The following is a 21,218-nucleotide window of genomic DNA, read 5'->3' on the forward strand; positions in this document are numbered from 1 at the left end:
TGTTCCCTTCCAAACCCAGCCTCCATGGAGGAAATCATGAACGCTTTTTCAAATGCCACGACGGGTGGCGCGCCACAGCTACGCCTGTTGCACACCGGTCTGTCGAGCCCTTACTGCCTGGATCCGACGCCGCTGCTGGAGCGCCAGCAACAGCAGGAATCCAATGCCCGCAGCTACCCGCGACGCATTCCCCTGGTGCTCGAACGGGCCCATGGCATCTATGTGCAGGACAGCCGCGGGCAGGTGTTCGTTGACTGCCTGGCGGGCGCCGGCACCCTGGCCCTGGGTCATAACCACCCGGTGATCGTCGAAGCCATCACCCAGGTCATGGCGGCCGGCGTGCCCATGCACACCCTCGACCTCATGACCCCGGTCAAGGACGCTTTCGTCCAGGAGATCTTCGCCTGCCTGCCCAGCGAATTCGCCCGTAACGCCCGCATCCAATTCTGCGGCCCGAGCGGTGCCGACGCGGTCGAAGCCGCGCTCAAGCTCACCCGCACCGCCACCGGCCGCCACTCGGTGCTAGCGTTCGAAGGCGCTTATCACGGGATGACCCTGGGCACGCTGGCCATCAGCGGCAACCTGTCGCCGAAAAATGCCCTCGGCGCACTGACGCCGGGGGTGCAACGCTTGCCGTATCCCCATGATTTCCGTTGCCCGTTCGGGGTGGCCGGGGACCAAGGCGTGACGTTGAACGTGCGGTATCTGGAGCATCTGCTCAATGACCCGGAAAGTGGCGTGACCGCCCCGGCGGCGATGATCCTGGAGCCGATCCAGGGCGAGGGCGGGGTGATTGCCGCGCCGGACCGCTGGCTCCAGGAACTGCGCCGCTTGACCCAGGCCCACGGCATTCCGCTGATCGTCGACGAGATCCAGTGCGGCATCGGCCGCAGTGGCCGGATGTTCGGCTTCGAGCAGTCGGGGATCACCCCGGACGTCATCACCCTGTCCAAGGCCATCGGCGGAGGCCTGCCGCTGGCGGTGATGGTCTACAACGATTCGCTGGACACCTGGCAACCGGGCGCCCACGCCGGCACGTTCCGCGGCAATCAGCTGGCCATGGCAGCCGGCACCGCGACCTTGCGCTTCATTCGCGATGAAGGCCTGGTCAAGCATGCCGAAACCGTGGGCGCCCACCTGCGCAAACAGCTACAGGCGCTGCAAAGCGAGTTCGCCTGGATTGGCGACGTGCGTGGGCGCGGGCTGATGCTGGGCATGGAAATCGTTGACCCACAGGGCACCGTCGACGTGCAGGGGCATGCACCGGCGGATACTACCCGGGCCAAGGCGTTCCAGCAGGCCTGCCTGAAGCATGGCTTGATCGTCGAACTGGGCGGGCGCCATGGCGCGACCGTGCGCTTCTTGCCACCGCTGATCATCACCGAACAGGAAATCGATTTCGTCGCGCAAATCCTGTTCCAAGCGGCCAGCACGATCAACGAGCGTCCCGTTCGCTAAAGGACTCCCAAGGGGCTTGCCGACAGGGACGGCAAGCCCCTTGGTTGGGAAGAGGTCACCGGACTTTTGCTACCCGTACATTTTGAAAAGGACTATTCGCATGTACAGACATTCCGCATCCGCGTCTCCCGCTACACATAAACAAGGCGAGACAGCGGCCACTCGACAACCCCCCGAAGACGACCGTCACAGCATCCGTGAGTTGCTGCGACATTACGGGCTGCGCACCAGCCTGATCCGCCTCAAGGTCATCGATGCCTTGCTCGTTGCCGCCAGGGATGGGCGTTCCATCAACGTGCGCGGGGTGCACCACTACCTGGGGCTGTTTGCTGCCGAGTTGTCGCTTGTCAGTGTCCGTGAAGTGCTCAGACGGTTGTGTGATGAGGGCGTCATTCTTTTTCAGCCTGACAAAAGCTACCGCTTTACCCGCGAGGCCAGCGCAATACTGGAGCAGTGCTCGAGCCGCTGACCGGATTAGATCGTTAGGGTCCTTGCGATGCTTTCTTGACGTCAATACATAATTTTGTTAGGCGGTATCAAGCCCCCGACTGATGAGTCGATAGCCCTACAAGGTCCGACTGATTTGTAGTTTCGTCGAGGGGTACGTCATGTTTAATTCAACGCTAAAAAACGAACTGATGGCCAGGACAGCCGAGTTGGCAACCTACAAGGGATTGGTTGGTGCATTGGAACGGTCGATGGCCGTTGTCGAGTTCAGCCCCGATGGCAAGTTGCTTCGGGCCAATGAGAATTTTCTCAGTACGATGGGTTACCGTGCGGACCAGTTGGGCGGCCTGTCCCATCGTGACTTCTGTACCCCCAAGCTGTCAGGCAGCGCTGAATATCGCGAATTCTGGAATCAGTTGCGTGCCGGTCAGTTCGTTTCCGGCACTTTTCAACGCGTCGGCGGACAAGGCCAGCACATCTGGCTGGAAGCCAGCTACAACCCTGTAAAGGATGAAAATGGCCGCGTCGTGAAGGTGGTCAAGTACGCACTGGACGTCACGGCCAAAGTCGCGAACGAGGCCGAAACCCGCGGCAGGCTGGCGGCGCTCGACCGGGCCATGGCGGTGATCGAGTTTGACCTGGGCGGCAACATCCTGACCGCAAACGATAATTTCCTGCACGTCATGAACTACTCGCTGACTGAGCTCAAGGGCAAGCATCACCGGATGTTTTGCGAACCGGAGCTGGTCAGCCGTTCCGAGTACAGCGATTTCTGGCGCCGTCTCAACGCCGGTGAGTTTTTCAGCGGCCAGTTCAAGCGTATCGGCAAGCACGGCAAGGTGGTCTGGCTGGAGGCGAGTTACAACCCGGTCTACGACGCTGAAGGCAAGTTGAGCAAGATCGTCAAGTTCGCCACCGACATCACCGAACGGGTGGAGAAGTTCGAGGAAGATTCCCGAGGGGCGTCCCGTGCCTATCACATCTCCGCCGAGACCGAGAGGGTCGCCGAGCAGGGCGCCCAGGTGATCCATCAGACGGCCAAGGAAATGCGCGAGATTGCCGACAACATCGGTGCCTCCGCGCGCCTGGTCGGGCAACTGGGGGCTCGTTCGGAAGAGATCACGGCAATCGTCAATACCATTCGCGGCATTGCCGAGCAGACCAACCTGCTGGCCCTGAACGCCGCCATCGAGGCGGCGCGGGCCGGTGATCAGGGACGGGGGTTCGCGGTGGTGGCCGACGAAGTCAGGCAACTGGCCGGGCGTACCAGTCGCTCGACGTCGGAGATCGCGGAAATGATCAACATGATCCTGTCCGAAACCCGCGAAGCGGTCGCCAGCATGAGCGTGACCCATGAGGGGGCGTTGCGCGGGGTGACCCTGGCCGACCAGGCCGGATCGGTCATCGTGCAGATCAGGGCCGGCACCACGGACGCACTCGAAGCGGTGAGCATGTTTGCATCCAAGCTCGATGAGTCCGATGTCATTCCCAAGACGGCAGTCGGCTGGGTGGGTTGAGACGAGCCGGATCTCCAGGGCGAACGCGGCCGCGGTCCTCAGTAGCGAATCATCACTGATTTGAGTTCGGTGTAGTCATCGATGAAGGCACCACCGAACTCCCGGCCGATCCCCGAGGCTTTGCTGCCACCGAACGGCACGGCCGGGTCGAGCAGGGTGTGCATGTTCACCCAGACGGTGCCGGCTTCGATGGCCGGTACCATGCGCAGGGCCTTGCTCAAGTTCTGGGTCCAGAGGCTGGCGCTCAGGCCGTATGGGCTGTCGTTCATCAGGTCCAGCAGTTCCTCCTCACTGTCGTAGGGAAAGAACGTCGCGATGGGGCCGAAGGTTTCTTCGTGGAGCAACGTGTCGTCACGACGGTGGGCGAGGATGATGGTCGGTTCGACATAACAGCCCGGCCCCTCGATCAGGTTGCCGCCGTGGACGATGGTGTTGTTCTGCGCCCGGGCCTTGGCGAAGCATTCGCCGAGTTTGCGTTGGTGCGGGCGGTTGCTGACCGGGCCGAACTGGGTGCCTTCATCCAGGGGGAGCCGATGGTGAGCTGGCCCAGGCGCTGGGCCAGTTTGTCCATGATTGGCTCGATCTGCGAGCGGTGGACGAAGAACCGTTCCGCTGCGGCGCAGATTTGCCCTGAGTGCAGGAAACCGGCTTCGATGATGCCGTTGACCGCCACGTCCGGATCCACATCCGGCAGGAACCCCGCCGCGTTCTTGCCGCCCAGCTCCAGGGTGGCACGGGTCAGTCCCGCACCCATCGCCGTCTGGCCCACCGCGATGCCGGTCGGCACGGAGCCAGTGAACGAAACCTTGTTGGTGCCCGGGTGCTCGATCAAGCCTTTACCCACCTGACCCCCACCGGTGAGCACGTTCAGGGCGCCCGCCGGCAGGCCGGCCTGCATGGCCAGTTCGGCGATGCGCAGGATGGTCAGCGGCGTGAATTCGCTGGGCTTGATGATGACGCTGCAGCCAGTCACCAGCGCCGAGGCAAGTTTCCAGATGGCGATCATGGTGGAAAAATTCCACGGCACGATACCCACCACCACGCCGACCGGTTCGCGCAGGGTGAACGCGGTGTAGCGCTCACCGGCGAAGGAGGGCAGCGACGGGGTGATGGTCTGGCCGCCAATCTTGGTGGCCCAGCCGGCGTAGTAGCGCAGGAAGTGAGCGGCCTGGTCGACTTCGAAGGCGCGGGAAATGTGAATGATCTTGCCCGACTGGCAGGTTTCGATCTGCGCCAGTTCTTCGCGGTTCTGCTCCATCAGGTCAGCCAGCTTGAGCAACACATGGCCCCGGACCGCCGGTGCCGTCTGGGACCATTCCTTGAAGCCGCGCCGGGACGACTCCACTGCCGCGTCGATATCGGCAGCCATGGCGTCGCTGACCTGGGCGATGACTTGACCGGTGGCGGGGTTGATGACGTCCAGGGTCTGGCCGCCTTGGCTTTCGACGTAGCGGCCGTCGATGAACAGGGCGTGACGCCGACCGAGAAAGGCGTCGACCTGAGGCAGCAGGGCAATATCGCTCATGGGAGTTTCCTGATCGCGAACAAGAGAAAACCCGAGGTTAATCGCTGGCGGATGGCGCGGCTTGACTGTGCCTGCCGTGACGTATGTCTGTGCCTGCCAGGGAGGCGTTGGCAGCCAGGAGCAAAACCCATTGCAGCCAGGAACAAGCCAGCGTCGTCGGTTTGCGGTCAGATCGGTGTTTCGACGTGATGGGCAAAGGGGCGGGCGATGTTTCTCCAGACCAACAGACAGAAGCTGGCATTGAGCGCCCAGGTGCAACGGGCGCTGGCCGGTGAAACCGACGACACAGCCGTGCTCGACGCGTATCCGCAGCTGCGGGCGTGCCTGGCCCGGCACGCTCGACAGATGGCGGAAGGCACCGAGCGCTTTCTTCGACTCGAAGAGCAGTTGGGCGAGCAAGTGGCCCGAAGTCAGCAAGGCGAGCGTGAACTCGAAACGGTGCATCAGCACCTGGCCCAAGCGGAGTTGCGCGAACGCGAACTGCAGATGCAGTTGGATGAATACCGCCAGCAGTTGCAGCAGCAACGCCAGGAAGCGCAGATCTGGGAGTTGCTGCAATCGACCCTGACCGAAGGCTGCTGGGACATCACGGTGGTCAATGGCGATCTTCAGCACCCTGCCAGCGGCATGCGTTTTTCCAGCCAGTTCCGCTCGCTGCTGGGCTACAGGCCAGACGAGCTGCCCGATGGCTGGGATGCCCAGGTGGGGATCACCCACCCGGACGACCTGCCGAAGATCATGGCGATTTTCGACCGGGAGATCCTCGGTTCCCAGGGCAGCGGCGAATACGTTTTCGAGTACCGCATGCGCCACAACAGCCGCGACTACATCTGGTGCCGTGAGCGCGGGCGCGCGGTACGGGATGCCCATGGGCGGCTGGTGCGGGTCATTGGCGCGGTGCGTGACATCAGTGATGAGCGTTCGGCCCAATCCACCCACCAGCGCATGTTGGAGCAGAACCAGGTCACCTACGCCCAGATCGCCACGGTGGTGGGGGTGATCAAGGGGATTGCCGACCAGACCAACCTGTTGGCCTTGAACGCGGCGATCGAGGCCGCCAGGGCGGGGGAGGTCGGACGGGGCTTCTCCGTGGTAGCCGATGAGGTGCGCAAGCTGGCGGAGAGTACCCGCCAGGCGACGCATCAGATCCAGACGATGCTGCATCAGCATAAACAGTAAGCGGATCGGGAGCCGCCGTCCTGGCCGCTCCCGATGCGTTCAGAACGGCACTGCCACCACCAGTTGGCTGTAGACGTTGGTGCCGTTGCTGCCCACCTGATTGCCACCGTTGCTCTCGTCCTTTTCCGGCTTGTACAGGCCCACCAGCGGCGTGACGATCAGGTGCTCGTTCAGCGCCCATTCCACATACAGGTCCAGCTCTCGGCCGTCGAGGTTCAAGGCCTGGCGGGTGTGCAGGGTCTTGTAGTCGAAGAGCAGCGCGCCGAGGGTCACGGTTTCCGCCGGCTTGAGCTTGAGGCCGACGTGCTGGATGGCGGTATTGCTGTTGAACGGGCCGGAATAGTTGCCGGCCACTTCGCCCTGGAACCAGGTCCCGTAGCCACGGCTCAGGCCGTTGAACATCGAGTCCCAGTTCTGCGAGTAGCGGCTGTAGCGATAGGTCAGGTCCGGCGTCCAGGGCAGCTCGGAGAAGGTATAGCCGGCCTCGGTGTACCAGGCTTTTTCCGGGCCGGCGTCCTTGTCCTGCCAGGCGTATTCGAAGGCGAAGTGAGCGTTTTCGATGCCGGCGTTGCCGCTGCCGCGCAGGCTGTAGATGTCCATGCCTTCGCGCTGCTTCTGGAAGTCGCTGGCGTAGTGATCATCGACGTCGATGCCATGGATGTAGGTCAAGCCCAGGGTGCCGGGCGCGCGGGTGTATTCCAGGGTACCGGCGGCCATTTCGGTGTTGGCCTGGGCGCGGTTATCGGACTTGATCCACATCAGGCTGCCATGCACGCCTTCCTTGCCGCCCAGGCGCAGCACGGCGGTCTTGTCGAAGGCGTGACGGGCCGCCAGGTAATAGGCGCCGCCCCGATTGAACTCGCCATCCGCTGGGCCTTTGCCCAGGTTCAAGCCGTCGTCGTTGATGATGAAACCATCGCCCAGGGTGATCACCTGGCGACCATAGGACAGGTCGACGCCATCCTTGCCCAGCACCGGAAACAGATCCCCCGAACGCCAGCCGGCGAAGGCTTCATCGAACTGGGTGGTGCGTTCGGAACCGTCGCTCAGGCCGGCCGGATCGCCGTCGCCCCAGGTGCCGGAGCTGACCATATTGGCCGTGCCGTAGACACTGCCCATGCTTGCGAGTGTCTGCTCGATACTCAGGCCATACTTGATGAAACCTTCCCGCCAGCTCGAACCGCCGGTGTTGCCGTCGTAGTTCTTGCGGCTGTTGAACATCCCGTAGACCGCCAGGAAGTTACCGGTGACAGTGGTGTCTTCGTCGGCGTAAAGCTCATAGGCCTGGACCGACGGCCCGGCGACCAGCAAGGCGATGCCCAGGCCAATGGCGTGGCGCAGCGGTGGTGTGTGATGTGTGTGCTCCATGGTGTTTCCCCAGTGTGGTTGGATGGCAGAGCACGCATTAAGGCGAGCGGGGGGCGGGGAAGTCTTTCACCTGGCTGCCAGGGAATTGACCCAGCCCGCCAGGTGACGGACGCTGGCAGGCAGCAACAAAACCGGCGGCAGACATGGGCAAGACGCCCGGGACGGCGCGGCGCAAAGTGAGGCTGCACGCAACGCCGTTTCGATCAGGGACTGGCTGGGGGGCTCGAATGCCGGCTCCTGGACGGCGGTGGCATCCATACTAAAAATCCGCTTCTCGAGGATCTGCACCATGTCGATCAATGACCGGCTCACCGCCCACTTGAACCGGGGCACGGTGGGCTTTCCCACCGCCCTGGCCAGCACCATTGGCCTGATCATGGCCAGCCCGGTGATTCTCACCGCGACCATGGGTTTCGGTATCGGCGGCAGCGCGTTTGCCGTGGCCATGCTGATCGCCGTGGTGATGATGCTGGCCCAGGCGACCACGTTCGCCGAGGCCGCGTCGATCCTGCCCACCACCGGTTCGGTCTATGACTACATCAACTGTGGCATGGGGCGCTTCTTTGCGATCACCGGCACGCTGTCGGCCTATCTGATCGTGCACGTGTTCGCCGGCACCGCCGAGACCATTCTTTCCGGGGTCATGGCACTGGTGAACTTCGAACACCTGAACACCCTGGCCGAGTCCGCCGGGGGCTCCTGGCTGCTTGGGGTCGGCTTCGTCATCGTCTTCGGGGTCCTCAACGCTTTCGGTGTCAGCGCGTTTGGCAGGGCCGAGATCATCCTGACCTTCGGCATGTGGACCACGTTGATGGTGTTCGGTGTGCTGGGCCTGATCGCCGCGCCGGCGGTGCAACTGGAGGGCTGGTTCGGCGTCTCGCTGGTGGGCACTGACCTGATCACCATATTGTCGCTGGTGGGCATGGCAATGTTCATGTTTGTCGGTTGCGAGTTCGTGACGCCATTGGCGCCGGACCTGCGCAACTCGGCCAAGGTCATGCCCAGGGCGATGGTGCTGGGCTTGTTGGGTGTCGCTTCGTGCATGTTCATCTACGGCGCAGCCATGAAACGCCAGGTGGAAAACGTGCTGCTGGACGCTGCCAGCGGCGTGCACCTGCTGGACACGCCCATGGCGATTCCGCGCTTCGCCGAACAGGTCATGGGTGATATCGGCCCGATATGGCTGGGGATCGGCTTTCTGTTTGCCGGCGCTGCGACCATCAACACCCTGATGGCCGGCGTGCCGCGGATTCTTTATGGAATGGCGGTGGACGGTGCTCTGCCGAAGGTCTTTACCTACCTGCACCCGCGCTTCAAGACGCCGCTACTGTGCATCGTGGTGGCGGTGCTGATTCCTTGCCTGCACGCGCTGTGGCTCGGCGGCAACACCGACAACATCATGCACCTGGTATTGGCGGCGGTGTGTGCCTGGAGTTTTGCCTACCTGCTGGTGACCGTGTCGGTGGTCAGCCTGCGGATCCGTCGGCCCGACCTGCCACGGGCCTATCGCTCGCCGTGGTTCCCGTTGCCACAGATCCTGTCCAGCGTCGGCATCGTGTTGGGCATGTGGTTCATCACGCCACCGGGCATGAACCCGGCGGACATCTACATCCCGTTCGCGGTGATGCTCGGTGGCACCGCAGCCTATGCGTTGTTCTGGACCCTGGTGGTGCAGAAGGTCAATCCATTCACGCCGGCGTCGGTGGAAGACGTGCTGGCCAAGGAGTTTTCCCATGAACCAGGGCAACCTGTCGATGCGTTTGACGAGCGTGCTGCAAAAACTGTCTGAGCTGTTCAGCGCCAGCCGGGTCCCGGCCGGTTATCGGCCTGGGGTAACCCTGGAATATCTGCGGCGCAACCTCGGGTTGGCTCGATTCGAGTTATCGGGGCCGGCGTCGGCGACGCTGGTCACCGACGACGGCAGCCTTCGTCTGGAGGTTGTCGAACGCACCGAGTCACAGCTCCTGATGCACCTGGTGATGACTGAGTTCGTGCTGCGTGTGCCGGCATCGATAGAGGGCATGGCGCGCCTGGAACTGCACCATGGCGGGGCCATTCGCCGCAATGGCATTCGCTGCCGGCCGCGGGGCGGGGACACGGCGTTGGCGGCCCGGTTACAGGAGGCTGTAGAGCAGGACCCGGCGTTGTATCAGGCGCTCATGCCACTGGACTTCAAGCGCTTGCGCATCGAGCTGCAAGGGCGCGAATGGCGTGTGTGCCTGGAGCACATGGGCGGCAGCGAGGTGGTCAACCGCATGCCGGCGTTTCGTCGTTACATTCCTATCGGACACGAGCAGCGCAGGGCGTTGCTGACGGTCTTGAGCGGCTTGCAACGGGTCTTGAGGAACCTTTGATTCTGTTGTGATGCCCTGGCATCAATCCTGCTACTGCTCTGGCGATCAGGTACTTGTTGCGTGCATATAGATAACATGTTAACTATTGCCGTACAAAAACAATAAGCCACTGCGGAGAGCGCCATGAGCATGCAACAGGTTGGGCAAGACGGGCTGGAATCCTGGAACCGGGATCTGCGCGCCACTTGCGGTCACTTCGAGACGGAGTTGGCGTTTAATCGTGCGTTGTTCATCGGTCAGGTATCGAATTTCTGCCGTGGCGGCCTATCCCTTTCCAACCTGCGCACCAACGCCGGCTCCATCAAGCGCCATTCACCCAATCCGGATCACGACGATGATCAGGATTGCCTGCTGGTCAGTCAGCGCAGTGGTTACTGCCGCATCACCCAGAACGGCCTGAGCATCCAACTGGCCCCCGGTGAGCTGCTGTTGATGGATTCGGCCGGCTCGCTTGAGATCAGCCCGTTCGGCTTGATCGAGCACGCCGTGCTGTCCTTGTCTCGCCAGGATGTGTCGAGACAACTGGGCGCAGAGACCGAGACCTTCGGCAAGGTCTCTTCGAGCAAGGCCTGCGGGCGGATGCTGCATGTGCTGATGGATCAGTTGTGCAAGGACACCCCGGACGGCGAGGGCGTGGCGGGTGAGGGGGAAGCCTTGCAGAATGCGTTTGTCTCGCTGCTGGGGTCGGCGCTGGAACACACCACCGATGCCCGCGATGACGCTGTGTCGCTGCAGGGCAGCCATCTGCGCAGCTATGTGCAGAAGGTCATCGACGAATCCTTGAGCCAGCCCGGCCTGAGCCCGGTCGGGTTGGCCAATCGCCTGAACATCTCGGTGCGGCACCTGTACCGTTTGTTCGAAGAGCAGGATGACAGCGTCTGCCGCTACATCCAGCGGGCACGGCTCAAGCGCAGTGCCGATGACCTGAGCAACCCGTTCCTGCGGGACGAATCCATTACCTCGATCGCCTATAAATGGGGGTTCACCGACTCGGCTCACTTCAGCCGTTCGTTCAAGAAGCAGTTCGAACAGTCACCCAAGGATTTTCGCTCCAGCCACCTGCAGCAGGCCTTGGGGATGGTTTGAGGCGGGATGGTTGTTGGCCGAACTACCGCCATCGCGAGCAGGCTCGCTCCCACAGGGGAGTTGTGGTGTGTGCGGCATTGGGGACACAGCTGAACCTGTGGGAGCCGGGCTTGCCCGCGATGACGGCGGCACATTCAACATCTCTGTGACAGATACACCGCTTTCACGAGCAAGCCCGCTCCCACAGGGGAGTTGTGGTGTGTGCGGCATTGGGGACACAGCTGAACCTGTGGGAGCCGGGCTAGCCCGCGAAGGCGGCGGCACATTCAACATCTCTGTGACAGATACACCGCTTTCGCGAGCAAGCCCGCTCCCACAAAGGGGTTGTGGTGCTGTGCGATTGCGGTGAACACCTGGAACCCATGTGGGAGCGAGCCTGCTCGCGATGGCGGTGGTTCTGTCACCACCACCGCAAGCCAACCCCGCTTCAAACCTCCGGCAAGGTCGAGCCGCCGTCGACCACCAGGGTCTGGCCAGTCACATAGCTGGCCAGGTCGGACGCCAGGAACAGCATGGCGTCGGCGATGTCGGCCGGTTTGCCCAAGCGCCCCAGAGGGACCCGCCGGGCGATGTCCTGGTTGAGGTCATCGTCACCGAGGTTGGCCATGGCCGGTGTCGCGATCATGCCGGGTTCGACGCCGTTGACCCGGACATTCTCAGCCGCCAGTTCCAGCGCCGCGTTGCGAATGAAACCATTGACCCCGGCTTTGGACGCGGCGTAATGGCTGAGCCCCGGATACGCCACCCGTGGGCCGGTGACCGATGAAGTCACCAGCACACAACCTTGGCCCTGGCGCCGGAACATCGGCAGCGCCGCCTGGGTCAGCCAGAACAGCGCCGACAGGTTCACCGCCAGCGTCCGTTCCAGTACCGCCGGCGTAATCTGCTCGAAAGCCGTCAGCGGAAAGTACCCGGCGTTGTGCACCAGCACATCCAGCCGTCCCAGGCGCTGCTCCAGCCCGGCCATCATCGCAGCAATCGCCGTGGCGTCAGCCAGATCAACGCCGACGGCTTCCACCCGACAGCCCTCGGCAGTCAATTCATCGGCGAGCGTTTCGGCCCGTGTCAGGCCCAGGTCGGCGATCACCACGCAGGCCCCGCGCCAGGCGAAGCCTTCGACAATGGCCCGGCCAATGCCTTGGGCACCGCCAGTCACCAGTACCGTCTTACCTGTGAAATCCAGATCATCCGGCATGGGGTATCTCCATTCGGCTGAAGGCCAGTGTCGGCACGTCGACGATGCTGGAACCGCCATCGGCCACCAGCGCCGCGCCGGTGATGATCGACGCGTCCGGGCAAGCCAGGAAGCGACAGATATGGGCAATTTCCTCGGCGCTGGCTGGCCGGCGCAACGGCACGTCGGCGCAGACCCGGGCGTAGGCCTGTTGCAGCGTTTCGCCATGGAACTGCATCAATACCTGCATTTCCTCATCGGCCATCGGTGTGCGGACCCAGCCTGGACAGACGGCATTGACCCGCACGCCTTTTGGCCCGTAATCCCGCGCCAAGGAGCGGTTCAGGCCCAGCAGCGCGTGCTTGGCGGTGGTGTAGCCGCAAACCTGCGGCCCCGCTGCCAATGACGCAATGGAAGCCACCAGCACAATGTTGCCTGCGCTTTCCTGAAGCAGTGGCAAGCAAGCCCGTGCGCTGTAGAACGCGCTGTCGAGGTTGCTGCGCATGGCCGCGTCCCAGGCCTGTGGGCTGGTCTCGGTGGCGCTGCCCTGGCCCATGCCACCGGCACAGGCCAGCAACACATCGAGTCGGCCGAAGCGCTGGCGAATCTGTGCGACGAAACCGTCCCAGGTCGCCGGGCAAGCCGCATCGCCCACCAGCACCAGGCCGCCGATCTCTGCGGCCAGTTGCTCCAGGGGCTCGCGGCGTCGGCCAATCAACACCAGATTGGCGCCTTCGGCCGCGTGCAAACGGGCACAAGCGGCGCCGATCCCGGTGCCGGCGCCGGTAATCACCACGGTGCGAGATTCAGACATCGGGATACTCCGTGCGGTTGAGGACCTGACAGTAGGAACTGACCGGGAAGTTGGAAAACTCATCGAACGACACCCCGGCGTAGCCGAAAATCTTGCCGTCACTGCGATGCTGTTGCAGGTCGATCAGCACCAGGCCGAGGGTCGGGATGATCTTTTCCCGCCAGACGAACAGGTACAACTCATCGGCGACCTTGTAGGTGTCGCATCGATCGGTGTCGCACAGGCCTTGCTCCACGCCCTTGAGGCACTGCCAGGCATAGAACCGGTCGTTGAGGTAAATGTGTTCGTAGACTTCACTCGGGCTGTAGCGATACAGGTTGCGCAGGCCCACCAGCTCCGTGCTCGGGGCATGCGGGCAGAGGCCTGGCTGCCAAGGGCGATCAAGGCTGCCATGGAGAAATTCGACACCGACAGCCGTCAGCGGCTGACCGGCCAATGCACGCCCGTACAGTCCTTCGCGGGTTTGTGCCTGCTCGGGCATGCGGCCGATCACCGCAGTGAACGCCGCGTTGGCGGTATCGAGCACCAGGCTGACCGACAGGGTTTGCGCGCCTTCGCCCTTGAGGAAGTCCACCAGGTACAAGCCCGGGCGCACCGACGTGGCCCGATACGGTGCCGTGCCGCTGGAGTGCCCATCGGTCGCGTGCCACGACAACGTTTCTTGCTCGAATCGATGCTCGATCTGCCAGCCATTGGCGAAATTCAGGGTGAAGGTCTTGCCGCTCAGGTCCGCCAGGTTTGGCAGGATGAAGGCTTCTGGGGCAAAGCCATCGGCCAGGGCGCCGACGGTGATCCAGTCTGTAGATGTGCTCATTGCAAGGCTCCGGTTGGATGAAGTGTCCACCCGGATCATGGGCGCCTGTGCAGTCGTGGACTATCAACCGGATGGTTGAGCCGTGTCAGAGAAACAGCGAACTGACCAACTCGGTGCGGCTGCTCACGCCGACCTTGCGGAACAGGTTGATCAGGTGAGTCTTGATGGTCGGCAAGCCCACATCCAACTCCCGGGCCAGGTGTTTGTTGCTGACGCCCTGACGCAATAGCAAGGCGATCTGGCGCTCCTTGGGCGTCAAATTGCTCAAGGCATCCTCGTGGTCGGGCAGGTGGGCGACGGCCAGTTGCAGCAGGCCCTGCAAGGCGTTGAGTTGGCTCAACTGCTGGCTGGTGAAGGCACCTTGTTCGGCGGTGCGCAGCAACGAGATGGCGGCGTGCGGCTGACCGTCCCGACGGGCGAAGACTTCCACCACATCCACAATGCCGTGGCGCTGCAAGAAGCTGCGGTAGCGCTGGTTGTCCCGTACCGGTTGGCGGGCCATCGCCAGGCCCAGCGGCACCACTGCCTGCTCGCCGGACACGCATTTGCGCGGTTGCAGCGGATCGAACTGGCAGTAATTGTCCAGGTAATCGCGGTGCATCTCGCTGCTCATGCCGTGCAGGCTGAAATCATGGGCCTGCAAGTGCCGGTCGACGCAGTAGAAGGCCGCCCGGCTGGCGGGAATCAGCTGGGTGAACGCTTGCAGGCAGTGGCCGGCGATGTCCTGGGTGGCGATCAGGTTCATGGGCGTAACCTTCGTCATACGGGCCGCCGGTGATTCCGGCGGCCCTGTCCGGTCAGGCTACCGCGAAGTAGTGCTTGACGAAACTCTCGCTGACCACTTCCCACAGCACTGGCGTGCCCTTGGTCACGAACCAGCTGTCGCCGGCCTTGTAGCGGGTGCTCTGGCCGGTGGCTTCGTCGGTGAGCACCACTTCGCCGGTGACCACGGTGGCTTGTTCGGCGAAGGGATACACCATCCTGAACTTGCCCTGGGTGGTGCCGAAGTAGGCGCTGCTGATGGCGTCGGTCGGGGCGCCGAAGGTCATCTTGCCGAAGGCTTTGACTTCGCCTTCGAGGATTTGCGAACCCAGGTCGGCAACGGTGCCCCAGGCGTCCAGTTCGGACAGCTGGATGTCTTTCTTGAGGGTGATGAGGGACATGGCAGTGACTCCTGATGATTGAGACGGATGTGGTTTTGTGGCGAGGGGATTTATCCCCGTTGGGCTGCGCAGCAGCCCCATAGGCACTCAGATACGGATTCAGGCCCACTACACGTCAGCGACGCCCATTCCAGTAACCCGACAGCTGATGCCAGGACTTGCCAGCGGTCAGCAGCAGCGGGCGGATGGCATCTTTGCCGATGATGGTCGGGCGCTTGATGGAACTGACCAGGTCGTAGCGGGCCGAGCCTTCGCTCATGCCCTCGGCCAGCACCTTGCAGATGATGTGGCTCGGCGTGACACCAAAGCCGGAATAACCCTGGACGAAAAAGGCGTTGCGGCGGCCGGGCAGGGTGCCGATCTGCGGGAACAGATTCGGGCTGCACGCCATCGGACCGCCCCAGGCCAGGTCGATTTTCACGTCCTTGAGGTAGGGGAAAATCTTCAGCATCAGGTGCCGATTCCAGGCCTTGAGGTCCTGGGGGATGTGTTCCACCAGCGGCGTGGCGGCACCGAACAGCAAACGGTTTTCATTGGTGACGCGGTAGTAGTCGATCACCGGGCGAATGTCGCTGTAGGCACCGCGGATCGGGCTGATGCGCTGGATCAGTTCATCCGACAACGGCTCGGTCATCATCTGGAAGGCGTAGGTGTTGATGGTCGAACGATGCAGCTCCGGCTCCAGCTTGTTGAGGAAGCTGTCGCAGGCCCACAGCAGTTTGCTGGCCTTGACCGAGCCGCGCCCGGTGCGCACGGTGATGCGTTCGCCGTAGCTGACCTCCAGGGCCGGGCTGTTTTCAAAGATACGCACGCCGTGGCCGGCCAGGGCCTTGGCTTCGCCCAGCAGCAGGTTCAGCGAATGCACATGCCCGCCGCCCATGTGCAGCAAGGCGCTGCCGTAGGCCTTGGAGCCGATGATCTGCTGGACGTCGGAGCCGCCGAGAAAGCGGATCTCGTGTTTGCTGTTGATCGACTTGAAGTCTTTCTCCCAGGCCCGCAGGGTTTTTTCCTGGCGGGCGTTGAAGCCCATGTAGCCATAGCCGTGGCAGAAGTCGGCATCGATGGCGTATTTGGCGATGCGGTCCTTGATGATGTCGGCGCCCAGGTCGCTGATCTCGAAGACCTGGCGCAGACCGTCTTCGCCCACGTCCTTCTTGATCTTTTCCAGGTCATGCCCGATCCCGGCCATGATCTGTCCGCCGTTGCGCCCGGTACCACCGAAGCCCAAGTAGCGCGCCTCGAGCACCACGATATTGGTGATGCCTTTTTCAGCGAGCTCCAGCGCGGTGTTGATGCCGGAGAAACCACCGCCAATCACCACGACATCGGCTTCCACGTCTTGCTCCAGGGTGGGGAAGCTGAGGTTGTACTTCTTGGTGGCGGTGTAATAGGTGGGCGTTTCGATATTGATCATGACGCAACCTGACAAAGTGAAAGGAAACTCCGTGCAGAGCCCTGCACGCGATGCCTCTATTAAGGGCCCGGAGCGGGGCGCTTGTCTTGATCATCCGTGCCGCGGGACTTGATCGAGCGCGCCATCGCTCGGTTCTTTCGCCATGAAAAGTACAATCTTGGATCTGGAAGGTGCATTTTTCGGCTGCCCTTGAATGCCCATACTGGACCGGCCTTAATCATTGATCCCACCATTTCTGCAGCACGAACCTGCAAGTCCAGGTGGGATCGGCAGACGCCAATAATAAAAGAGCCCGTCCATGAAAAAGCCAAATCCGCTGCTCGAAGACCTCAAGCCCATCCTCCCGGTCATCGCCGCCAATGCCTTCCAGGCGGAACAGGACCGAAGCGTTCCGGCCGAGAATATCGCCTTGCTCAAGGGCATCGGTATGCATCGGGCCTTCCTGCCGAAGAAATACGGTGGCATGGAGATTTCTCTGCCACAGTTTGCCGATTGCATCGCGCTGCTGGCCGGCGCCTGTGCCAGTACGGCCTGGGCCATGAGCCTGCTATGCACCCACAGCCATCAGTTGGCGATGTTCCCGGCCAAGACCCAGGAAGAAGTTTGGGGCGACGATCCCGATGCCACCGCCAGCAGCAGCATCGCACCGTTCGGTCGAACCGAAGAGGTTGAGGGCGGCGTGATGTTCAGCGGTGAGATGGGCTGGAGCAGCGGTTGCGATCACGCCGAGTGGGCGATTGTCGGGTTTCGTCGCAAGAACGCCGAAGGCACCCAGGACTATTGCTTTGCGGTACTGCCTCGAAGCGACTATGCCATTCGTGATGACTGGTTCGCGGTGGGCATGCGCGGCAGCGGCAGCAAGACGTTGATCATCGACAACGCGTTTGTGCCGGAACACCGGATCCAGAAAGCCAAGGACATGATGGAAGGCAAGTCCGGCGGCTTCGGCCTGTACCCCGACAGCAAGATCTTCTACTCGCCGTATCGGCCGTATTTTGCCAGCGGCTTCTCCACCGTCAGCCTGGGCGTGGCCGAACGCATGCTCGAAGTGTTTCGCGAGAAAACCCGCAACCGCGTGCGCGCCTACACCGGTGCGGCAGTGGGGGCGGCCACCCCGGCGCTCATGCGCCTGGCCGAGTCCACCCACCAAGTGGCGGCGGCCCGGGCCTTCCTCGAAAAAACCTGGCAGGAGCACGCCGAGCACAGCGAGCGTCACGAATACCCGAGCCGGGAAACCCTGGCGTTCTGGCGAACCAACCAGGGCTATGCCACCAAGATGTGCATCCAGGCGGTGGATCGGCTGATGGAAGCGGCCGGCGGTGGCGCCTGGTTCGAAACCAACGAACTGCAACGGCTGTTCCGCGATGCGCACCTCACGGGCGCCCATGCCTACACCGACTACGATGTCTGCGCGCAGATCCTCGGGCGCGAACTGATGGGCCTGGAGCCCGATCCCTCCATGGTGTGACCGCCTGCTCGCCGAGTCCCGCCCATAAAACAATAAATCGAGGCCGTCACCTGAGGCGGCCGGGAGTCTTGCATGTCCAGTATTTCCGATAGCCCCTTTGATACCCGCGCATTCCGCCGCGCCCTGGGTAACTTTGCCACCGGTGTGACCGTGGTCACCGCCGCGGCTGAAGATGGCCGCAAGGTCGGCGTGACGGCCAACAGTTTCAACTCGGTGTCCCTGGACCCGCCGCTGATTCTCTGGAGCATCGACAAACGCTCCAGCAGCCACGGCGTGTTCGAAGCGGCCAGTCACTTTGCCGTGAACGTATTGGCCGCCGACCAGATCGACCTGTCGAACAACTTCGCCCGGCCCAAGGAAGATCGCTTCGCTGATATCGAATTCGATAGCGGCGTCGGTGGGGCGCCGGTGTTCGCCGATTGCGCCGCACGTTTTCACTGTGAAAAATTCCAGCAGGTCGACGGCGGCGATCACTGGATCATGATCGGCAAGGTTGTGGCCTTCGACGACTTCGGTCGCTCGCCGCTGCTCTATCACCAGGGCGCCTACTCGATGGTCCTGCCCCACACGCGCATGACCCGACGCGAAGAGGGGCAAGCGCCCAGCAGTCACTTCCAGGGGCGCTTGAGCCACAATCTTTACTACCTGATGACCCAGGCATTGCGGGCGTACCAGGCCAGCTACCAACCACGGCAACTGTCCACTGGATTGCGTACCAGCGAAGCGCGGATGTTGATGGTGCTGGAAAATGACGCCGGGCTGAACCTGACTGACCTGCAACGGGAAGTGGCGATGCCGGTGCGCGAGATCGAAGAGGCCGTGGCCAACCTCAGGCGCAAGGGCCTGGTCAGTGATGAGGGCGACCGGGTGCGCCTTACCATCAAGGGCATCGACGAAACCGAAGGGCTCTGGGCCATTGCCAAGGAGCAACAGGACAAGGTGTTCGGCCAGTTTGGCGAAGCTCAGGTGGAGCATTTCAAGACGGTGCTCAAAGGGGTGATCAAGGGCGCTTGATGCAGTTTCGATGCCGAATACAAAAGGCAATAACACCCCAGTACCCTGTGGGAGCGAGCCTGCTCGCGATAGCGGTAGGTCAGTCAATTATCTTGAGACAGACACACCGCCATCGCGAGCAGGCTCGCTCCCACAGGGGGGGCCGGGTGCTCGATTTCACTCACCACGGACAACTGGGCAGCGGTGATGCTAAGATTTAGTTAACTCATTAACTAAATCCCCCGACGAACATTCCTCCATGCCCAAACCGCGCCAATCCTTGACCCTGACCCTGCTACAGGCCCGTGAAGCGGCCATGGGGTTTTTCCGTCCTTCCCTCAATCAACATGGCCTGACCGAGCAGCAATGGCGGGTCATTCGTATCCTCAGCCAGCACGACGAACTGGAGATCAATCGCCTGGCCGAGCTGGCCTGCATCCTCAAGCCCAGCATGACCGGCGTGCTGGTGCGCATGGAGGCGGCGGGCATGGTGGTGCGGCGCAAGGCCGAGCAGGATCAGCGACGGGTCCTGGTGCGCCTGGCACCCCAGGGGCAGGCGTGCTTCGACTCGATGAGCCAGAGCATGGAGGCCAATTACCAGCGATTGCAGGAGAAGTTGGGGGAGGAGAAGTTGCAGACGTTGTTGGGGTTGCTGAATGAACTGAAGGCGGTCAGGCGCTGAGCTTCCTGTTGCGACTTCTAAGGAGAGAAAGAATAGCTGTGGGAGCAAGGCTTGCCCGCGATGAAGCCATCTCGGTCTCATGGTGAACCGCATCAGCTTTATCGCGGGCAAGCCTTGCTCCCACAGGGCGTCTGACTTGGGTCAGTAAACCCCACCCGTCGCAGGCTTCGGCGCATCCTTGAACGTCGCCGCCAGAGTCTGAAGGCCGCGCATCAGCACGGTCGTGTCCACCCCCACCGCAACGAATGCCGCACCCAGCTCGATGTAACGCCGGGCCAGTTTCTCATCGGCACTGAGGATCCCCGCTGCCTTACCGGCCTGACGAATACGGGCGATGGCGTCCTCGATGGCCGCTTGCACCTCCGGATGGCCCGGATTGCCGCGAAAACCCATGGACGCGCTCAAGTCCGCCGGCCCGATGAACACACCGTCGACGCCTTCCACGGCGGCAATGGTGTCGAGGTTGGCCAGACCCTCGCGGCTTTCGATCTGCACCAGCAGGCACATCTGTTCATCGGCCTTGTCGAGGTAACCGGGGATGCTGTTCCAGCGCGACGCCCGGGCCAGTGCGCTGCCGACGCCTCGGATGCCGCTGGGCGGGTAGTGCATGGCGCGTACCAGCTCGCGAGCCTGGCCGGCGCTTTCCACCATCGGCACCAGCAGAGTCTGCACGCCGAGGTCGAGTACCTGCTTGATCAGCGCGGTGTCGCCGATCACCGGGCGAATCACCGGCTGGCCGGGGTAGGGCGCCACGGCCTGAAGCTGGCCGAGGAGGCTGCGCACGTCATTGGGGGCGTGCTCGCCGTCGATCAGCAGCCAGTCGAAACCGGCATTGGCCGCCAGTTCGGCGCAGTAGGGATCGGCCAGTCCGAGCCACAGGCCAATCTGCGCTTCGCCACTTTTCAGCCGTTGTTTGAACGTGTTGATCGGCATGTCCATGAAGCAGTCCTCGAACAGTCAGACGAAACGGCAAGCGATGGAACCGAGCATGTCGTAGTCGACATGAAAGGTATCGCCCGGGTTGGCCGCCACCGGGCGGGTGAAGGAACCACCGAGGATGACCTGCCCCGGTTGCAGGGTGACGTCATAGGCCGCCAGCTTGTTCGCCAGCCAGGCCACGCCTTTGGCCGGGTGATTGAGCACCGCCGCCGAAACGCCGGACTCCTCGATCACGCCGTTGCGGTAGAGCACCGCCGGCACTTTGCGCAGGTCGATCTCGGTGGGACGCACCGCGCGACCGCCCATGACCACGCCGGCGTTGGCGGCATTGTCCGAGATGGTGTCGAAGACCTTGCGGGTGGCCTTGGTCTGCGGGTCGACCTGCTGGATGCGCGCATCGATGATTTCCAGCGCCGGGATCACCCATTCGGTTGCATCCAGCACGTCGAACACCGTCACGTTCGGGCCTTTCAACGGCTTGCCGAGGATGAACGCCAGCTCCACTTCCACCCGTGGAACGATGAAGCGCTCGAAGGGAATGTCGGTGCCTTCGTCGAAGAACATGTCGTCCAGCAGCGCGCCGTAGTCCGGCTCGGTGATGTTCGAAGAGACTTGCATGGCCCGGGAGGTCAGGCCGATCTTGTGGCCGACCAACTTGCGGCCGTCCTTGATCTTTTGCGCCACCCAGGCGCGCTGGATGGCATAGGCGTCATCGAGGGTGATCTGCGGGTGATCGAGGGAAAACTGCCGCACCTGTTCCCGTGAGCGCTCGGCATGGTCGAGGCGGGCGGCGGCTTGCTGGATGAGGCTTTGATCGAGCATG

The 21,218-nt window shown here is 62.6% G+C and carries 19 protein-coding genes and 3 pseudogenes; 11 read left to right on the forward strand and 11 right to left on the reverse strand.

Features of this window, described 5'->3' with window-relative positions:
- Nucleotides 1-36 precede the first annotated feature (36 nt).
- The 4 genes and pseudogenes from PCOSP_RS13205 to PCOSP_RS13220 all read left to right on the forward strand — a co-directional run.
- Nucleotides 37-1,458, forward strand: coding sequence for a diaminobutyrate--2-oxoglutarate transaminase (locus tag PCOSP_RS13205; RefSeq protein ID WP_139642342.1), 1,422 nt, complete (start codon nucleotides 37-39; stop codon nucleotides 1,456-1,458).
- 100 nt (nucleotides 1,459-1,558) lie between these two features.
- The gene (locus PCOSP_RS13210; RefSeq protein WP_175386084.1) at nucleotides 1,559-1,927 is read left to right on the forward strand and encodes a fe2+ zn2+ uptake regulation protein; all 369 of its coding nucleotides are present in this window, start codon (nucleotides 1,559-1,561) and stop codon (nucleotides 1,925-1,927) included.
- 229 nt (nucleotides 1,928-2,156) lie between these two features.
- Nucleotides 2,157-2,834, forward strand: a pseudogene (locus PCOSP_RS13215) (PAS domain-containing protein); the annotation flags it as partial.
- A gap of 114 nt (nucleotides 2,835-2,948) precedes the next feature.
- A pseudogene (locus tag PCOSP_RS13220) lies at nucleotides 2,949-3,422 on the forward strand (methyl-accepting chemotaxis protein); the annotation flags it as partial.
- Between the two features lie 38 nt (nucleotides 3,423-3,460).
- Here PCOSP_RS13220 and PCOSP_RS13225 read toward each other — a convergent pair.
- A pseudogene (locus PCOSP_RS13225) lies at nucleotides 3,461-4,947 on the reverse strand (aldehyde dehydrogenase family protein).
- A 207-nt stretch (nucleotides 4,948-5,154) separates the two neighbouring features.
- Here PCOSP_RS13225 and PCOSP_RS13230 point away from each other — a divergent pair.
- Complete coding sequence (locus PCOSP_RS13230; protein ID WP_464711607.1) at nucleotides 5,155-6,126, forward strand: methyl-accepting chemotaxis protein; 972 nt, start codon at nucleotides 5,155-5,157, stop codon at nucleotides 6,124-6,126.
- Nucleotides 6,127-6,165: 39 nt separating this feature from the next.
- Here PCOSP_RS13230 and PCOSP_RS13235 read toward each other — a convergent pair whose 3' ends face one another.
- Both PCOSP_RS13235 and PCOSP_RS13240 read right to left on the reverse strand, forming a co-directional pair.
- Complete coding sequence (locus tag PCOSP_RS13235) at nucleotides 6,166-7,494, reverse strand: alginate export family protein (protein WP_464711608.1); 1,329 nt, start codon at nucleotides 7,492-7,494, stop codon at nucleotides 6,166-6,168.
- Nucleotides 7,495-7,560: 66 nt separating this feature from the next.
- Nucleotides 7,561-7,752, reverse strand: coding sequence for a hypothetical protein (locus tag PCOSP_RS13240; protein ID WP_139642350.1), 192 nt, complete (start codon nucleotides 7,750-7,752; stop codon nucleotides 7,561-7,563).
- 31 nt (nucleotides 7,753-7,783) lie between these two features.
- Here PCOSP_RS13240 and PCOSP_RS13245 point away from each other — a divergent pair, with 31 nt between their 5' ends.
- The 3 genes from PCOSP_RS13245 (at nucleotide 7,784) to feaR (ending at nucleotide 10,934) form a co-directional block, all read left to right on the forward strand.
- Nucleotides 7,784-9,283, forward strand: coding sequence for an APC family permease (locus tag PCOSP_RS13245; RefSeq protein ID WP_464711610.1), 1,500 nt, complete (start codon nucleotides 7,784-7,786; stop codon nucleotides 9,281-9,283).
- Entirely contained in the window at nucleotides 9,228-9,848 is a 621-nt protein-coding gene (locus PCOSP_RS13250; RefSeq protein ID WP_464711611.1) for a DUF3156 family protein, read from the forward strand. The genes PCOSP_RS13245 and PCOSP_RS13250 overlap by 56 nt, the downstream gene beginning before the upstream one ends.
- A 123-nt stretch (nucleotides 9,849-9,971) precedes the next feature.
- Nucleotides 9,972-10,934 (forward strand): transcriptional regulator FeaR, encoded by a 963-nt coding sequence (gene feaR / locus PCOSP_RS13255; RefSeq protein WP_464711613.1) that lies wholly within the window; start codon nucleotides 9,972-9,974, stop codon nucleotides 10,932-10,934.
- Nucleotides 10,935-11,361: 427 nt separating this feature from the next.
- Here the strand turns inward: feaR and PCOSP_RS13260 are convergent, their stop codons facing one another.
- The 6 genes from PCOSP_RS13260 to PCOSP_RS13285 all read right to left on the reverse strand — a co-directional run bounded on the left by PCOSP_RS13260 (nucleotide 11,362) and on the right by PCOSP_RS13285 (nucleotide 16,313).
- Nucleotides 11,362-12,129, reverse strand: a complete 768-nt coding sequence (locus PCOSP_RS13260) for an SDR family oxidoreductase (RefSeq protein ID WP_464711615.1) — start codon at nucleotides 12,127-12,129, stop codon at nucleotides 11,362-11,364.
- Nucleotides 12,119-12,922, reverse strand: coding sequence for an SDR family NAD(P)-dependent oxidoreductase (locus PCOSP_RS13265; protein ID WP_464711617.1), 804 nt, complete (start codon nucleotides 12,920-12,922; stop codon nucleotides 12,119-12,121). The genes PCOSP_RS13260 and PCOSP_RS13265 overlap by 11 nt, the downstream gene beginning before the upstream one ends.
- Nucleotides 12,915-13,736, reverse strand: coding sequence for a molybdenum cofactor biosynthesis F family protein (locus tag PCOSP_RS13270; protein WP_464711618.1), 822 nt, complete (start codon nucleotides 13,734-13,736; stop codon nucleotides 12,915-12,917). The genes PCOSP_RS13265 and PCOSP_RS13270 overlap by 8 nt, the downstream gene beginning before the upstream one ends.
- A gap of 85 nt (nucleotides 13,737-13,821) precedes the next feature.
- On the reverse strand, nucleotides 13,822-14,481 hold the full coding sequence (locus PCOSP_RS13275; RefSeq protein ID WP_464711620.1) for a helix-turn-helix transcriptional regulator: 660 nt from the start codon (nucleotides 14,479-14,481) through the stop codon (nucleotides 13,822-13,824).
- Between the two features lie 52 nt (nucleotides 14,482-14,533).
- Nucleotides 14,534-14,899 carry a cupin domain-containing protein gene (locus PCOSP_RS13280; protein WP_139642369.1) on the reverse strand — a complete coding sequence of 122 codons (366 nt, stop codon included), beginning with the start codon at nucleotides 14,897-14,899 and terminating at the stop codon, nucleotides 14,534-14,536.
- Between the two features lie 115 nt (nucleotides 14,900-15,014).
- Entirely contained in the window at nucleotides 15,015-16,313 is a 1,299-nt protein-coding gene (locus PCOSP_RS13285) for an NAD(P)/FAD-dependent oxidoreductase (RefSeq protein WP_024779817.1), read from the reverse strand.
- Nucleotides 16,314-16,611: 298 nt separating this feature from the next.
- Between PCOSP_RS13285 and PCOSP_RS13290 the strand changes: the two genes are divergently transcribed.
- The 3 genes from PCOSP_RS13290 (at nucleotide 16,612) to hpaR (ending at nucleotide 19,456) form a co-directional block, all read left to right on the forward strand.
- Complete coding sequence (locus tag PCOSP_RS13290) at nucleotides 16,612-17,781, forward strand: p-hydroxyphenylacetate 3-hydroxylase oxygenase component (RefSeq protein WP_139642371.1); 1,170 nt, start codon at nucleotides 16,612-16,614, stop codon at nucleotides 17,779-17,781.
- Between the two features lie 72 nt (nucleotides 17,782-17,853).
- Nucleotides 17,854-18,795, forward strand: coding sequence for a p-hydroxyphenylacetate 3-hydroxylase reductase component (locus PCOSP_RS13295; protein WP_464711623.1), 942 nt, complete (start codon nucleotides 17,854-17,856; stop codon nucleotides 18,793-18,795).
- A gap of 238 nt (nucleotides 18,796-19,033) precedes the next feature.
- Complete coding sequence (gene hpaR / locus PCOSP_RS13300; protein WP_041020126.1) at nucleotides 19,034-19,456, forward strand: homoprotocatechuate degradation operon regulator HpaR; 423 nt, start codon at nucleotides 19,034-19,036, stop codon at nucleotides 19,454-19,456.
- Between the two features lie 141 nt (nucleotides 19,457-19,597).
- Here the strand turns inward: hpaR and hpaI are convergent, their stop codons facing one another.
- Nucleotides 19,598-20,395 (reverse strand): 4-hydroxy-2-oxoheptanedioate aldolase, encoded by a 798-nt coding sequence (hpaI, locus tag PCOSP_RS13305; protein ID WP_464711625.1) that lies wholly within the window; start codon nucleotides 20,393-20,395, stop codon nucleotides 19,598-19,600.
- Nucleotides 20,396-20,413: 18 nt separating this feature from the next.
- Nucleotides 20,414-21,217, reverse strand: a complete 804-nt coding sequence (gene hpaH / locus PCOSP_RS13310) for a 2-oxo-hept-4-ene-1,7-dioate hydratase (RefSeq protein ID WP_024779822.1) — start codon at nucleotides 21,215-21,217, stop codon at nucleotides 20,414-20,416.
- Nucleotide 21,218 lies beyond the last annotated feature (1 nt).

The organism is Pseudomonas sp. MAFF 730105 (assembly GCF_055380705.1).